Origin of the sequence: Francisella halioticida, assembly GCF_002211785.1 — a bacterium.
In the GTDB taxonomy this organism is placed as follows: domain Bacteria; phylum Pseudomonadota; class Gammaproteobacteria; order Francisellales; family Francisellaceae; genus Francisella; species Francisella halioticida.
The window spans coordinates 33,766-48,034 of the sequence record NZ_CP022132.1 but is presented as its reverse complement, the minus strand read 5'-3'; the positions used below and the strand labels follow the sequence as shown (position 1 = coordinate 48,034).

Genomic DNA, 14,269 nt, shown 5'->3' with positions numbered 1-14,269 from the left:
ACTATTAAGGTTTATAAAATGAAAAATTTAAGTATCTCTATATTGTTTATACTACTTGTTACACTTGGTTATTCAAATAATCATTTTGGTAATAATTTAAAAGCATGTGGTCTAACTTTTGATCCCATAAATTTAGAAAGCACTGCAAGCTGGAAGAATAAAGGCATAAAAAATGACTCTCAGAGTAAACTAAAACCAATTAAAGATAATATTAAATTCAGAACTACTAATAAAGAATATACTATTGTTCCTATAACTAATAATATAGCTAAATTACTGCCGCCTATTGGTAAGTGGATGATGGTAAATACCAAAGGATATAATGAAAAAAACTTACCAAAAAACATTGCTGCTGCTTGGGTATATTGGCGAGGTGATAAAAATTTTGTTATTAATGGAGTGTCTCAACCTCAAAATTATACTGTAGAACCTGTAAATGCTATTTTCGTATTAAATGGTTTCATAAATGCTCAACAAGCAAATAATTATCTGATTAATTTGGTTGCTAAACTTGGTTATTCTAACACTGATTCTATAAACCATAGTGGTGGTTATGGAGTATATTTTAATAATAAACTATATCCACAATTATCTGGAACACCCACAAATACTAATCAAAGTGATATTCCTTTTACATTTGAGAAAGATGCTAATGAATATGCTGATCACTTTAGACTTATGGGTCCTTATGTAGAAGAAAAGGATAATACAAAAAGATTTGTCTACGCAATATCAATCTCTAGAGAATCTCCATGGTTTAAAGGTCATAATATAAATTGTGGTAATTTATATATGTCTTTTGACAAAGCTAAAAATATACTACCCCAATAAATTAAACAATATTTTCAATTATTTAGTTCCCATCTAAGCCGCCCGTTTTTCCAATAAGTTATCGTAATAAAATTCCATAGGTTTTTTATAATTGATAGACTCATGAAATCTTCTATTATTATAAAAATCTATATAATCATCCACATCGTTTCTTAGTTCAACAATGCCAGGATATTGATTTAAATAAAATCTCTCACATTTAGCACTTCTCCAAAATCTTTCGATGCAAATGTTATCAGTTGCTCTACCTTTACCATCCATAGATATAGTAATTTTTTTATCCAATAATGTTTGGATATGAATGTTAGATGTGTACTGGCTACCTTGATCAGTGTTAAATATTTCTGGTACTCCATATTTATACAGAGCTTCATTTAAAACTTTCATAACTAAACTACTATCCATAGTGTTGGATATCTCCCAACTTAGTACAGCCTTAGAGTACCAATCAATAATAGCTGCCATATAAACTGTGCCAGCATCAGTCTTAATATATGTAATATCTGTAGACCAAACTTGATTAGGTCTCAATATGCTTAAACCTTTTAGTTTGTAACTATAAATAGCATGCTCTTTGTTAGGTTCAGATAAGTTTAAGTTTGGTTTTTTCACCGCCAATATAGCTTTGATGCCTAACTCTTTACGATACTTTTGTACTGTGTTCTCACAGATGCTAAACCCATCTTCTATTAATTGCTTATGAGCTTTTATATAGCCGTAGCAGGGAATCTCCTCATGTATCTGTATAAGCTTTGCTTTTACTTCTTCTTTATGTTCGTTAACCACAGGCTTGTAATATAAACCAGCTCTAGAAACTTCTAATAAGCAACTTTGTTTTACAACAGATAATTTATGCTTAGGATCAATCATCGCTTTTCTATCAGATAATCCCAAGCTTACGAGCTTTCCCTCAAGAAATTCCTTCTCAATTGTTAGTTGTCCAACCTTCTTAGAATACTGATCTATCTTGGTTTGAAGCTTTGCATTGTCTTTTTTATATTGTGATACTGATTTGGATGGATCCATTACCAACTCAGCATTTTCTAAAAAGGCTGTTTTCCAATTATTTATGTTTTTGGGCGTAATATTATATTTTACTGATAACTGTGTGATTGTTTGATCTTTCCCCAATACTTCCAAGACAACTTTAGTCTTAAATTCAACGGTATATATTTTTCTCTTATTACTCATTTACATTTATCCTAAATTGCTCATTTATAGTTTAGCTACTTTAGGATCAAAATTGTTGTTAAAATTTCATGGGGTATTATAGTTAATATTTTTTATAAGAGATAAAATAAATTTATAATCAACTGAAGTTCTTAAGCTATTTATAATACTTTTGGTATACTTAAGTGGTAATTTCTGACTAAATCAACAGTATAATAAACTTACATATAACAACTTTTCCTCTTAGTATGAAAGTTAATAAACTACTAGTTTCTGGTGGAGTTCACGGAAATGAATATACGGGTGTTTATATAATTAACCGTATGAAAAAAAACCTCTAAAAACAAAATCACTAGATATAATTCCATTACTAGCAAATCCAAAAGCATTTAAATTATGTAGAAGATATAAAGATAAGGATTTAAATCGTTCTTTTGCAACTGCAGATTTAAACAATTCTTCACTAGATACTTATGAAGATCAAAGAGCCCGAGAAATCAATCAACTATATGGTACTAAATCTAATTCTCCAATTGATTTTTTAGTTGATTTACATACAACTACTACAAATCTTGGTAAAACCATCATAACTGATGGAAAAAATCCATTAGTTAAAAAAATATGTGAATTTTTAGTTGAACAAATTGATAATCTTAGAGTTATTCAACATGAAAGTGTTACTAGCATGGCAATTAATAATATTGCACCAATGTTACTAACTATTGAAATTGGTGCTGTACATACAAGTAATTATGATCCTAAAGCTATTGATATAACTACAGAAATTCTAAATAAGATTACAGAGTTTTTTGAGATGCTAAATAATGACAATTTACCAAAAACTAAACAGTGTAAAGCTTATAAAGCAGTTAAAACTATTCACTTTCCAAGAGACAGTGAAGGTAATATTGATGCTGTAATTCATAGAAACCTTGATGGCAAAGACTTTCAACCTATTAATCATCAAGATCCTATTTTTGAATTAATGGATGGAAGCATTAAGTTATTGAGTGAGCCTGGTCAATGGTATCCTATCTTTATCAATGAATCTGCATACTACGAAAAAGATATTGCCTTTTACCTTGCTCAAGAGATTGATTTTTAACTATATATCTAATTAATAAATTATTTTAGTAGTCTAAAAAAGTTCATGCCATTATTTAAATATAGAGGATAAAACTAAATAACAATGATATTACAGGTTATAAATCTCTGAAAATTTATTTTCTAAATAATCAATATAATACCTAGCATTTAGATGCTCACCACACATATTATATATCACCCCATTCGCAGGCTTAAGGCTACCAAATTTATGAATATTATTGTTTAAAAAATTAAGAATTTGATCTAGCTTATTTTCTTCAATTGCATGGTTAATATCAAATTTCTTATTCATATAGTGAAATATCTGAGAAGCATATGCACTACCTAAAGCATATGTTGGGAAATAACCAAATAATCCTGCAGCCCAATGAACATCCTGTAAAATACCATCAGCATAATCATTAGGAGTGATTCCTAAATATTTTTGGTATTTATCATTCCAAAGTTTTGGTAGCTCTTTAATTGAAATATCTTTTTCAAAAATTTCTTTTTCTATCTCAAAGCGCACAAGAATGTGTAGCGAGTAAGTTAGCTCATCAGCTTCAACTCGAATTAAGCTTGAGGCGACTTTATTTATTGATTTATAGAAACTATCAACACTAACTTTTTAAGGTTTTCTGGAAATATTTTCTGAAGGTTTTTATAGTTAGCTTTTTAGAAAGACTTATTTTTACCAACAAGATTTTCATAAAAGCGCGACTGTGATTCATGTACCCCTAGGCTCACACCTGTGCCAAGGATAGTATCGTAAATATCATCGTTAATATTTTGTTCGTACATCGCATGACCTGTTTCATGGATTGTACTAAACAGTGATGATGTAAAAAGATTCTGTATATAACGAGTTGTCATCCTGACATCATATTTATTAAAATTTAATGTAAATGGGTGTGCACTTTCTTTTAAAACTCCACTCTCAAAATTAAAACCTAATTGCTCAGCAACCTTATACGAGTATTTTTTTTGCTTCTCAATATCATAGTTTTGGTCAACACATGTGGTATCTACTTGCTTGGCAGATTTTATTTTGTCTAATAAGGGGACTATACTTTCTTTTAGACTATTAAAAAAAGGCTCTAATTTAGCAACAGTCATTCCTTCTTCATACTCATCTAATAATACATCATAAGGATGTTCTGAATATCCTATCCGTTGGATATATTTTTTCTGATAGCTTATTATTTTTTCTAAAAATGGGGCAAATATTTCGAAATCATTATTTTGGCGAGCTTCTACCCAATTTTTTTGTGCTTGAGATAGTATTTTACTGTATTCAACATATTATTGTTTTGGTATTTTGCTAAGCTTATCTTTCTCTTTAGTTGTTAAATATACAATTCTTTTATTAATTTCATCAAGCTTAGAGTAATTTTTATTTAAAAAATCTAAACTGGTATCAACCTCATTATTGTTTATAGCATCATAGACTTTTTCACTAAAAAAGCCAAGAACTTCAGATCTTGTTTTTATTGAATTTTGGGAGCTTCTGTTTCTAGATCCCAATGCATTAAAGATATTGCGTGATTATAATTCTTCTTTTGTGATAGTTTGTTCTGAAGTATTTGGAGTTTGTTTTTGATTTCGCTCATTCTTTAACCTCTCCTCTTGCTTTCTTTCATTTGAAATAGTTCGTCTTAGTAGAGTATCATATATTGGTTTTTGATGGTGAATATATGTAAGCATTGATGCACTAAGACAAGTTATCATAAGAGGTAGTAATAACTGGTAATTCCAAGTCATCTCAATTACAAGAGTGATGCCTGTTAATGGAGCTCCAACTGTAGCAGTAAATAAGGCGCTCATACCAGCAACAGCAAAAACTCCTGCTTCAACATTATACTGTGGGAAAAGCTGATTTATGGCAAGCCCATAAGCAAGTCCAAAAATAGTACCTAATGCAATCATCGGAGCAAATATGCCACCTGTGACACCGGTACCATAAGAAAAGATCACACCGGCAAAACGTAATGCAAACATAGCTAGGAGCATTTTTATAGAAAAATTATAATCAAGAGAATTTGCTATAACTACATACCCACCACCAACAGCATTAGGAGCAAAAACTACTCCAGTACCAAAAATTATACAGACAGTTACAACAAGAGTCCAATACCTTCTTTTTGAGCCGTTCGAAAAGAAATTGGCAACTTTAATCAGAGACTTATTAAATAATAATCCAAAATACCCAAATACAATGCCTAAGACTACGAAAAGCCAAAGAGTATTTTGTGGTACAGAGCTAAATGTTTCAACCCTTATAGCTGGAGGATTACCCATTATGGCTCTTGTGACAACTGTACTCATAATGCATGCTACTATGACACATTTGATGGCAGATACACTAAATCTAAACTTTCTGTTCATTTCCTCTATTACAAAAACTATTCCAGATAAAGGAGTATTAAAGGCAGCTGCTAGACCGGCACCAGCACCAGCTGATATTACGGCATTGGCATACTTTTTAGTTAGCTTAAATCTATCAACAAAGAATTGAGCAATTGCTGCAGCCATATGAATTGAAGGACCTTCTTTACCCAAGCTTAAGCCAGAACCTAATGAGAAAAGTCCACTCACAAACTTTACAGGAACTACACGTTTACGTAGTTTTCTACAACCTTTTAGAGCCCCTTCAACCTCATGTATACCACTTCCGCCTGCTTCTTTAGCAAATTTTCTGACAATGAATACAGATATAACTACCATCGTTATGGTGATCGAAATAGATATTAAAATTTGTAGTATAGTACTACTACCACAAAGTGAGAAAAGCTTTTCCTTATATTTAAATATAAGGTCTAGAAATAGTTGAAAAGATGATGCTATTAAGCCAATCATAATCCCTATAAGAGCACCAGATAAAACTAGCACCCAAATATGTCTGTTATTTGTGTAATATCTATCTAATACCTTATTGCTCATTGGAATATTAAATTTTGGCTTAATCATTGCCACAAATTATACATTTTTAAATCTAATTAAAAAGGAAAAGTTCAGTAAAAATTAAACAATAATTTACTAGTTAATATTTTTAGTTATTTCGTTTGCTAAATTAGCAGATTTTTTTTCGTCCCCTAAAGTCCCATATCGAATTTTTATTTCTGTTGTTCTACTTTTTATACTTGTTAACTCTATCGAAATATCAGAGCCTGCTTCAGATGCCTCAACTTTTGCTGATTTTCCAGTATATGTTTGGTTTTTAAGAGAGTACTTGCGATTCACTTGTATTGCCTTTATCGTGGCATTATATACCGTTCTTAAATCTCGAGGAATTTCTATAACATAATCACCTTTTACATAATATACTGCTCCTCCAGCAACAATTGCACTACCAACCAGTACCGCTGTCAATATACAACTGTTAAGACAGTAAACAGTAAATATAGATAGTATTATTAAGCGAATAGTTTTGCGCATACTTAAGACTTTTGATATAATTTAGCTTGGATTTTATCCATTAACGTTGATGACATTTGCTGGTTTCCAAAAGCACTAAACTTAATAGTAACTTTTGATGCATATTTAGTAAGTTTCTTAATTTCTACAGAAAAACTAGTGCTATCTATTTTTGTAGCACCTTCAATATCAGCATTATTATTCTTACTATCAATAGTTTTAGAAACTAATACAAAGTCATTGTTTTCTTTCACTGCTTTTAATGAAGCAATGTAAACATCCTTATAATTTCCTTGTATATTCATAGAGTAGTTTCCATTAAGGTATGCAACTGTCCCACCACCAACAGCTACCGCAGCAAGTATACAACTGTTTAAAGCTATTACAGAACAAGAGAGTATTAATACAAAAAAACATTTTTTAAGGAGTTTCATTTTTATCCTTCTATTCTATCTTATTTTACATTCTTTTGAATTTGATCCATTAGAGTTGATGACATTTGTTTATCTCCAAAAGTACCAAACTTGATGGTAGCTTTTGATATATTGTTTGTAAGTTTCTTTATCTCTATTGAAAAGCTGGTACTATCTATTTTTGTTGCACCTTCAACCTTAGCCTTATAATGTTTGCTATCGATAGCTTTAGAAACGAATACAAAGCCATTATTTTCATTTATGGCTTTTAATGCTGCTTCATAAACCTCATTGTAGTTTCCTTCGATATTCATCGAGTAGCTTCCATCAGAGTATGTGACTGTTCCATCACCAACAGGTACCGCTGTATGTCTACAGCTATTTAACGCTACCACAGAGCAAGAGATAAGTGACATGAAAAGAAGTTTTTTGAGGAGTTTCATTTTTTACCCTTCTATATTATTTAATATTCTTTTGAATTTGATCCATCAATGTTGCTGATGCTGTACGATCTCCAAAAGTACCAAATTTAATAGTAACTTTTGATGCCTTGCTAGTAAGTTTTTCTATTTTAATAGAAAAATTTGTAGCATCTACTTTTGTATTACCCTCTATTGTTGCATCTGTCGGAGTAATATCTTTTTTAGTTATAACATAATCATTGTTACTTTGTACAGCCTCTAATGCACCATTATAAACATCTTTTAAACTACCATCTATGTTCATAGAATATTCACCTTGAACATAAGCAATTGTACCAGCTCCAACAACTGCACCAATAATAAGCCAACAACTACTTAGTGAAAGTACTGATACAGCTAGTAATAATACTGTAAATGTCTTTTTTATTTTCATGAACCCATCCCTATAATTTTTTATAAATAATTGCATAAGCCATAATATACAGGGTTTTAAAATTAGTCAATTACTAAGTAATAGTCTATAGGCCTTTAATTTTGCCACTTGAATATTTTAAACAGTGAGAATTATCTTATAATATAAATTTTTTTTATGTAATTTATTGCTATTACAAACGAAATCTAAATTTATTAAATGCTATAATTTTAATAAGTCAAACAAAAATCTAATGCTACAATCAAGAGTTGTATTCCTTGAAAGAACTCCTAATATGTTGTTGAACTGGGAGTTAGCTGATGTCATTAGTGATAAAGAGTACATTATATCATTAGCACTAATATTAGTTTTATACTCTCCTATTAAGTCTATATATGTTTTTTTATAACTAGATATATAATTATCCAAAGCTAAATTATAATAATTTTCTAGACTATTGGTGTTAATTGAGTATTGTGATAATAACTTAATGGTAGTATTGTAAGACTTTATTTCAGGGATTATTACATTTTCGATACCAAGCTTGGTATAAAGTATTGAAATATCTCCTTTATAACTAAAACTATCTGAAACATTAATAATAGAATCATTTTTTACATATTTATTTATTAGTCTGCTTTGTGATAAAGACAATTTGTTTATCTAAACTGTCCCTGTTATTCAATACCACTTTATAAAATATTTTTATTCCTTGCTTTTATGCAGCATCTAAAATACCAGAATATACTTCATCAGGAGTCATATATCCAATACTAGAATGTAGTCTTTCATTGTTGTAAATATCAATATATTCTTTGATACCTACTTTAGCCTCTTTCATAGTTATATATGATGCCGGATAAACATTTTCATATTTCAGTGTTCTCCAAAATCTCTCAATTGCAATATTATCTATAGATCTTCCTTTAGCATCCATAGATATATTTATTTTATTATCAGATAATATTTTAATATGCTCTTTTGCTGTATATTGAGTTCCTTGATCAGAGTTAAAGATATCAGGTTTACCATATTTAAATAACGCTTCTTTTAACACACTAGTTGTTAGATGTGTATCCATAGTATTAGAAATCTTCCAAGCTAGTATTTTCTTGCTATGCCAATCTATTATGGCTGCTAAATATGCATACCCACATTCTAGTCTAATATACGTGATATCAGCACTCCATACCTTATTAGCTTTATCTATAACAACCTGATTCGTCTCATTTTTAAATACATTAAGTAAGTATGGATATTTCTTGTGTTGCTTATTAATGACAGTTGTCTTTTTTTTAGGATACAATGCCTTAATACCCATGAATTCCATAGCACTTTTGATTAGCTTCCTTCCAGCTAGAAATCCTAATCTATTTAGCAACTTTACTAGCCTTCTCGTACCATAATATGGATGTTTAGTATGTATCAAATCTATTGCATTTAATAGTCTAATATCATCATTACTACTAAATTTTGATATTGGTGTATAATAGTACACACTCTTAGATACAGATAATAGTTTAAGCTGATTATTTAAAGATAATTCTAGCTTAGTATCTACAGAGTTTACTCTATCATTTGATGATACCAAGCTTTTTAGCTTTCCCATTTAAAAATCCCTCTCTACTATTACCTCGCCTAGTTTTTTACTTGTTGCATCTTTATCTTTTCTAAGCTCATCTATTTCCTGCTTATACTCCTTAACAACAGAGCTTTTATCAAATGCTAAGCAAGCATTAGATAAAAATTACTGCTTCCAATTGTGCACGTTTTTAGGAAGTAAATCATACTTACTTGCTATCTCATTAACTGTCATATCGCCTTCTAGCAATTCTATAATTACTTTAGCTTTAAAATCAGCTGTATACGTTACTCTTTTTTTACTCATTTATCTATTTCCTAATTTATCTAGTTAACTTTAACATCTAGGAATAAAAATCTTTCTAAAATCAGTAGCTTTTTCTGGGAACATTATAATTTTGACATGTAGCTGGTTATCCATGTACAGAGTGTTTTATAATTTATTCCTAGATTATCTGCTATTTCTTTACGATTTGCATCTTCCGCTAAGCATAACTGCACTGCTTGATCCATAAATTCTTCTGGGTATCTTTTGTAAGCCATGTCTCTCTCCTTTTCCTGACATCAAAAGTGTCCCAAATTAACGGGGGAGATCATGTATAGTTTTTATGACTTTGTAATTGTTAAATAATTCTTGAGCATTAACATCGTTATATATAAATATAAATACTAAGACTTGAATTATAATTCTTTTCATATTATTTTATTGTTGCTGACTTCATATCTTTAACAAAGCAACCAAGCTCTTTAAGCATTTTATGTTTATCAGATAAGTTTTTTTGAATTATTTTGACAGTAGTAGATCCTGAGATTGCTCCAGCAGCACCAGCTTTTATAGCTTTAGCTACTTGTTCTGGGGTTGATATTCCAAAACCTAATATTGATTCAGGGGCATTGTATTCTCCAAGTTTCCCAAGCACTTCTTCAACTGGCATATTTGCAGCAGTTTCTGCTCCAGTTACACCAACTCTTGAAAGTAGATACGTATACCCTCTGCCAAGTTCAGATATCTGTTTTAACAAGTCTTCATTAGCATCTGGTGGAGCAATAAATATTTGAGATATACCAACTTTTTCAGCTATCTCTCGAAACTCTCTAGATTCATGAGCTGGCACATCAGCTATTAGTATAGAGTCTACACCTGCATTTAGGCATTTTTTATAAAAATTCTCTATACCATTTGCATAGACAAGGTTTGCATATAGAAGTAAACCTATTGGAATATCTTGGTATTTACTCCTAATTTTAGCTAAAATCTCAAAACAATCATCTGGAGTAATACCACTATCTAAAGCTCTAATATTTGCTTCTTGTATAGTTGGGCCATCTGCTAAAGGATCGGAAAAAGGTATTCCTACTTCTAAAGCATCCGCGCCTGACTTAATTAGAGTATCTATGATCTCAAAGGATAAACTTTTATTTGGATCCCCAATAGTTACAAAGGGAATGAATGCGCCTTCATTCTTAGACTTTAGTTTCCCAAATAAATTAGTATAACGACTCATTATTGAACCTCTCCTCTTTGTTTTAAAATATCATGAACTGTGAAGATATCCTTATCTCCTCGACCAGAGAGATTTACAACAAGTGTTTGCTCTTGATTAGGGTTTGCAAAAGCAAGCTTTAGGGCGTAGGCAAGAGCATGTGAAGATTCTAATGCTGGGATAATACCTTCTTTCCGACATAAAAGCTTAAATGCGTCTAATGCTTCATCATCTGTAGCAGAGACATATTCAGCTCGCCCTATAGATTGTAAATATGCGTGCTGAGGTCCTACAGATGGAAAATCTAAGCCTGCTGATATTGAATAGGACTCTTCTATTTGACCATTGATATCTTGCATTAGGGGAGCTTTCATTCCAAAGAAAATGCCTAGCTTTCCATGCTTTAAAGGAGCTCCATGTTTACCAGTATCTATTCCTTTACCTGCAGGCTCAACCCCAATAAGTTTGACACTTTCTTCATCAAGAAAATCAGCAAATATTCCTATTGCATTTGATCCACCACCAACACAAGCGATTACTGCATCAGGAAGTCTACCTTCTTTTGCTAAAATTTGTTGCTTAGTTTCCTCACCAATGATTCTTTGGAACTCTCTAACAATAGTAGGAAAAGGATGAGGCCCTGCTGCAGTGCCAAGTAAGTAGTGTGCTCTATTATAGCTCCCAGACCAGTCTCTTAGAGCTTCATTACACGCATCTTTTAATGTTGCTGAGCCACTATGAACTGGTATTACTTCAGCGCCCATTAATCTCATTCTAAAGACATTTGGACTTTGGCGTTCAACATCTTTTGCACCCATATAAACCTTACACTTTAGGTCTAATAAAGCACATGCTAGCGCTGTAGCTACACCATGTTGACCGGCACCAGTCTCTGCAATAACCTCTTTTTTGCCCATTCTTTTTGCAAGTAGAGCTTGGCCTAGAACTTGGTTAGTCTTATGAGCTCCACCATGAAGTAGATCTTCTCTTTTAAGATATAACTTGGTTTTAGTCCCTTTGACTAAGTTCTTTGTTAATGTTAAAGCTGTCGGGCGACCTGCATATTCTTGTAAAAGCTCTTTAAATTCTTTTCTAAAAGACTCATCATTCTGTGCTTTTATGAACTCTTGTTCAAGTTGCTCAAGAGCTGGAACAAGCAATTGAGGTACATACTGCCCTCCAAACTCACCAAAATAAGCGTTTAATTTTGACATTATATAGATTTACTGATTCTTTTATTATTAATATTATCGCTAATATTTAATCTAAAGGCTAGAGTAAGTTAATCCAAAACTTTGGATTTAATATGTTTATACTACCCCAATAAATTAAACAATATTTTCAATTATTTAGTTCCCATCTAAGCCGCCCGTTTTTCCAATAAGTTATCGTAATAAAATTCCATAGGTTTTTTATAATTGATAGACTCATGAAATCTTCTATTATTATAAAAATCTATATAATCATCCACATCGTTTCTTAGTTCAACAATGCCAGGATATTGATTTAAATAAAATCTCTCACATTTAGCACTTCTCCAAAATCTTTCGATGCAAATGTTATCAGTTGCTCTACCTTTACCATCCATAGATATAGTAATTTTTTTATCCAATAATGTTTGGATATGAATGTTAGATGTGTACTGGCTACCTTGATCAGTGTTAAATATTTCTGGTACTCCATATTTATACAGAGCTTCATTTAAAACTTTCATAACTAAACTACTATCCATAGTGTTGGATATCTCCCAACTTAGTACAGCCTTAGAGTACCAATCAATAATAGCTGCCATATAAACTGTGCCAGCATCAGTCTTAATATATGTAATATCTGTAGACCAAACTTGATTAGGTCTCAATATGCTTAAACCTTTTAGTTTGTAACTATAAATAGCATGCTCTTTGTTAGGTTCAGATAAGTTTAAGTTTGGTTTTTTCACCGCCAATATAGCTTTGATGCCTAACTCTTTACGATACTTTTGTACTGTGTTCTCACAGATGCTAAACCCATCTTCTATTAATTGCTTATGAGCTTTTATATAGCCGTAGCAGGGAATCTCCTCATGTATCTGTATAAGCTTTGCTTTTACTTCTTCTTTATGTTCGTTAACCACAGGCTTGTAATATAAACCAGCTCTAGAAACTTCTAATAAGAAACTTTGTTTTACAACAGATAATTTATGCTTAGGATCAATCATCGCTTTTCTATCAGATAATCCCAAGCTTACGAGCTTTCCCTCAAGAAATTCCTTCTCAATTGTTAGTTGTCCAACCTTCTTAGAATACTGATCTATCTTGGTTTGAAGCTTTGCATTGTCTTTTTTATATTGTGATACTGATTTGGATGGATCCATTGCCAACTCAGCATTTTCTAAAAAGGCTGTTTTTCAATTATTTATGTTTTTGGGCGTAATATTATATTTTACTGATAACTGTGTGATTGTTTGATCTTTCCTCAATACTTCCAAGACAACTTTAGTCTTAAATTCAACGGTATATATTTTTCTCTTATTACTCATTTACATTTATCCTAAATTGCTCATTTATAGTTTAGCTACTTTAGGATCAAAATTGTTGTTAAAATTTCATGGGGTATTATAAAAAGTGTATAATAGTAGAGGTAAAATTGTACCTTAACTTCTGGTACTGTAGTGATTAAAACTATTTTTTATAAAAAAATATATGGAGATTATCTAATGAAATCTTTTCTTAAAAGGATTTGGAACGTCCTGATGTGGACGAGAATGACGGCCTTTCAACTTTACTCTTTTGCGGTAATTGGTGGATGTAGTATTCTTATAAATATTTTTACTTTTTTCAAGTTTCCTATATCATGGAGGATGGCTGTATGCTACGTATGGACTTATCTTTACTGGATAGGTATGTTAGTATTCTTACAGGTTTATATTCGTGTGACAGGCAGAATCAATATAGATAAGGACTATCCTTGTATCTATGTCTCAAAACACCAATCAATGCTAGAAACTTTTATGTTTTATGGATTAATTGGAAAATGCCATTTTATAATGAAAAAAGAGCTGTTTAAAGCACCAATATTTGGTTCAGCAATGGAAAACTTAGGAAGTATCGCTATTGATAGAGACAAGCCAAGAGAGTCCTTAAAAAAAGTTGTTACTGATGGTAAGCAAAGCCTAGCTGATGATATAAACGTTGTAATATTTCCGGAAGGCACTAGAGTTGAAATTGGTGAATATCCTGAGTTTCAACGTTCAGCAATGAAGCTAGCTTCTGATGCAAATGTTTTTATCATTCCTGTAGCTCATAATTTTGGTAAGTTTTTCCCAAAAAAATGGGGGCAAATCATCAAACCAGGTATTGCTAAGATCGACTTTGGTAAAAGAATCGATCCAAATGAATTTAACTCTAAAGAGCTTACAAGCTATTGTCACGAAGTAATAACTGAAAAAACAAAAGAGTTCAAAGGTTAAGGAAAAAA

17 protein-coding genes and 1 pseudogene are annotated in these 14,269 nt (G+C 31.3%); 4 read left to right on the top strand and 14 right to left on the bottom strand.

Annotation, left to right across the window (positions count from 1 at the left end):
- The first annotated feature begins 18 nt into the window (after positions 1-18).
- On the top strand, positions 19-831 hold the full coding sequence (locus CDV26_RS11765; protein WP_157671267.1) for a hypothetical protein: 813 nt from the start codon (positions 19-21) through the stop codon (positions 829-831).
- Between the two features lie 33 nt (positions 832-864).
- On the opposite strand, the gene CDV26_RS00295 is transcribed toward CDV26_RS11765, so the two are convergent.
- Positions 865-2,022: an IS3 family transposase gene (locus CDV26_RS00295; RefSeq protein WP_088771596.1), complete on the bottom strand. Its 1,158-nt coding sequence runs from the start codon at positions 2,020-2,022 to the stop codon at positions 865-867.
- Positions 2,023-2,249: 227 nt separating this feature from the next.
- Here CDV26_RS00295 and CDV26_RS14105 point away from each other — a divergent pair, with 227 nt between their 5' ends.
- Both CDV26_RS14105 and CDV26_RS00290 read left to right on the top strand, forming a co-directional pair.
- Complete coding sequence (locus CDV26_RS14105; protein ID WP_476701695.1) at positions 2,250-2,342, top strand: hypothetical protein; 93 nt, start codon at positions 2,250-2,252, stop codon at positions 2,340-2,342.
- A gap of 17 nt (positions 2,343-2,359) precedes the next feature.
- On the top strand, positions 2,360-3,106 hold the full coding sequence (locus CDV26_RS00290) for an aspartoacylase (RefSeq protein WP_476701711.1): 747 nt from the start codon (positions 2,360-2,362) through the stop codon (positions 3,104-3,106).
- 90 nt (positions 3,107-3,196) lie between these two features.
- Here the strand turns inward: CDV26_RS00290 and CDV26_RS00285 are convergent.
- The 13 genes and pseudogenes from CDV26_RS00285 to CDV26_RS13425 all read right to left on the bottom strand — a co-directional run bounded on the left by CDV26_RS00285 (position 3,197) and on the right by CDV26_RS13425 (position 13,331).
- A pseudogene (locus CDV26_RS00285) lies at positions 3,197-4,697 on the bottom strand (carboxypeptidase M32).
- A complete protein-coding gene (gene clcA, locus CDV26_RS00280) occupies positions 4,633-6,027 on the bottom strand; it encodes a H(+)/Cl(-) exchange transporter ClcA (RefSeq protein ID WP_088773410.1) in 1,395 nt (464 codons plus the stop codon). Before clcA ends, CDV26_RS00285 begins: the two are co-directional and overlap by 65 nt.
- A 96-nt stretch (positions 6,028-6,123) precedes the next feature.
- Complete coding sequence (locus CDV26_RS00275; RefSeq protein WP_088771595.1) at positions 6,124-6,522, bottom strand: DUF3568 family protein; 399 nt, start codon at positions 6,520-6,522, stop codon at positions 6,124-6,126.
- Between the two features lie 2 nt (positions 6,523-6,524).
- On the bottom strand, positions 6,525-6,935 hold the full coding sequence (locus tag CDV26_RS00270; RefSeq protein WP_088771594.1) for a DUF3568 domain-containing protein: 411 nt from the start codon (positions 6,933-6,935) through the stop codon (positions 6,525-6,527).
- A gap of 20 nt (positions 6,936-6,955) precedes the next feature.
- Positions 6,956-7,357 carry a DUF3568 domain-containing protein gene (locus tag CDV26_RS00265; protein WP_088771593.1) on the bottom strand — a complete coding sequence of 134 codons (402 nt, stop codon included), beginning with the start codon at positions 7,355-7,357 and terminating at the stop codon, positions 6,956-6,958.
- 16 nt (positions 7,358-7,373) lie between these two features.
- Positions 7,374-7,769: a DUF3568 family protein gene (locus tag CDV26_RS00260; RefSeq protein ID WP_088771592.1), complete on the bottom strand. Its 396-nt coding sequence runs from the start codon at positions 7,767-7,769 to the stop codon at positions 7,374-7,376.
- A gap of 697 nt (positions 7,770-8,466) precedes the next feature.
- Entirely contained in the window at positions 8,467-9,357 is an 891-nt protein-coding gene (locus CDV26_RS00250) for an IS3 family transposase (protein WP_088771590.1), read from the bottom strand.
- 138 nt (positions 9,358-9,495) lie between these two features.
- Complete coding sequence (locus CDV26_RS12745; RefSeq protein WP_088772134.1) at positions 9,496-9,636, bottom strand: transposase; 141 nt, start codon at positions 9,634-9,636, stop codon at positions 9,496-9,498.
- A gap of 83 nt (positions 9,637-9,719) precedes the next feature.
- Positions 9,720-9,872 (bottom strand): transposase, encoded by a 153-nt coding sequence (locus CDV26_RS00240; protein WP_088771589.1) that lies wholly within the window; start codon positions 9,870-9,872, stop codon positions 9,720-9,722.
- A 155-nt stretch (positions 9,873-10,027) separates the two neighbouring features.
- Positions 10,028-10,837: a tryptophan synthase subunit alpha gene (gene trpA / locus CDV26_RS00235; protein WP_088771588.1), complete on the bottom strand. Its 810-nt coding sequence runs from the start codon at positions 10,835-10,837 to the stop codon at positions 10,028-10,030.
- Entirely contained in the window at positions 10,834-12,027 is a 1,194-nt protein-coding gene (trpB, locus tag CDV26_RS00230; RefSeq protein ID WP_088771587.1) for a tryptophan synthase subunit beta, read from the bottom strand. The genes trpA and trpB overlap by 4 nt, the downstream gene beginning before the upstream one ends.
- A gap of 146 nt (positions 12,028-12,173) precedes the next feature.
- Positions 12,174-13,166: an IS3 family transposase gene (locus CDV26_RS00225; protein WP_088771586.1), complete on the bottom strand. Its 993-nt coding sequence runs from the start codon at positions 13,164-13,166 to the stop codon at positions 12,174-12,176.
- 33 nt (positions 13,167-13,199) lie between these two features.
- The gene (locus CDV26_RS13425; RefSeq protein WP_169709692.1) at positions 13,200-13,331 is read right to left on the bottom strand and encodes a transposase; all 132 of its coding nucleotides are present in this window, start codon (positions 13,329-13,331) and stop codon (positions 13,200-13,202) included.
- Positions 13,332-13,508: 177 nt separating this feature from the next.
- Here CDV26_RS13425 and CDV26_RS00220 point away from each other — a divergent pair, with 177 nt between their 5' ends.
- A complete protein-coding gene (locus tag CDV26_RS00220; protein WP_088771585.1) occupies positions 13,509-14,261 on the top strand; it encodes a lysophospholipid acyltransferase family protein in 753 nt (250 codons plus the stop codon).
- Positions 14,262-14,269 lie beyond the last annotated feature (8 nt).

Bases quoted from the DNA above. Each gene is read 5' to 3' on its own strand.
- CDV26_RS14105 (WP_476701695.1), top strand. From the start codon at position 2,250: ATGAAAGTTAATAAACTACTAGTTTCTGGTGGAGTTCACGGAAATGAA.
- clcA (WP_088773410.1), bottom strand. From the start codon at position 6,027: ATGAGCAATAAGGTATTAGATAGATATTACACAAATAACAGACATATT.
- CDV26_RS00220 (WP_088771585.1), top strand. From the start codon at position 13,509: ATGAAATCTTTTCTTAAAAGGATTTGGAACGTCCTGATGTGGACGAGA.
- CDV26_RS12745 (WP_088772134.1), bottom strand. From the start codon at position 9,636: ATGAGTAAAAAAAGAGTAACGTATACAGCTGATTTTAAAGCTAAAGTA.
- CDV26_RS00275 (WP_088771595.1), bottom strand. From the start codon at position 6,522: ATGCGCAAAACTATTCGCTTAATAATACTATCTATATTTACTGTTTAC.
- CDV26_RS00260 (WP_088771592.1), bottom strand. From the start codon at position 7,769: ATGAAAATAAAAAAGACATTTACAGTATTATTACTAGCTGTATCAGTA.
- CDV26_RS13425 (WP_169709692.1), bottom strand. From the start codon at position 13,331: ATGAGTAATAAGAGAAAAATATATACCGTTGAATTTAAGACTAAAGTT.
- CDV26_RS00225 (WP_088771586.1), bottom strand. From the start codon at position 13,166: ATGGATCCATCCAAATCAGTATCACAATATAAAAAAGACAATGCAAAG.
- CDV26_RS00265 (WP_088771593.1), bottom strand. From the start codon at position 7,357: ATGAAACTCCTCAAAAAACTTCTTTTCATGTCACTTATCTCTTGCTCT.
- CDV26_RS11765 (WP_157671267.1), top strand. From the start codon at position 19: ATGAAAAATTTAAGTATCTCTATATTGTTTATACTACTTGTTACACTT.
- trpB (WP_088771587.1), bottom strand. From the start codon at position 12,027: ATGTCAAAATTAAACGCTTATTTTGGTGAGTTTGGAGGGCAGTATGTA.
- CDV26_RS00250 (WP_088771590.1), bottom strand. From the start codon at position 9,357: ATGGGAAAGCTAAAAAGCTTGGTATCATCAAATGATAGAGTAAACTCT.
- CDV26_RS00240 (WP_088771589.1), bottom strand. From the start codon at position 9,872: ATGGCTTACAAAAGATACCCAGAAGAATTTATGGATCAAGCAGTGCAG.
- CDV26_RS00270 (WP_088771594.1), bottom strand. From the start codon at position 6,935: ATGAAACTCCTTAAAAAATGTTTTTTTGTATTAATACTCTCTTGTTCT.
- CDV26_RS00295 (WP_088771596.1), bottom strand. From the start codon at position 2,022: ATGAGTAATAAGAGAAAAATATATACCGTTGAATTTAAGACTAAAGTT.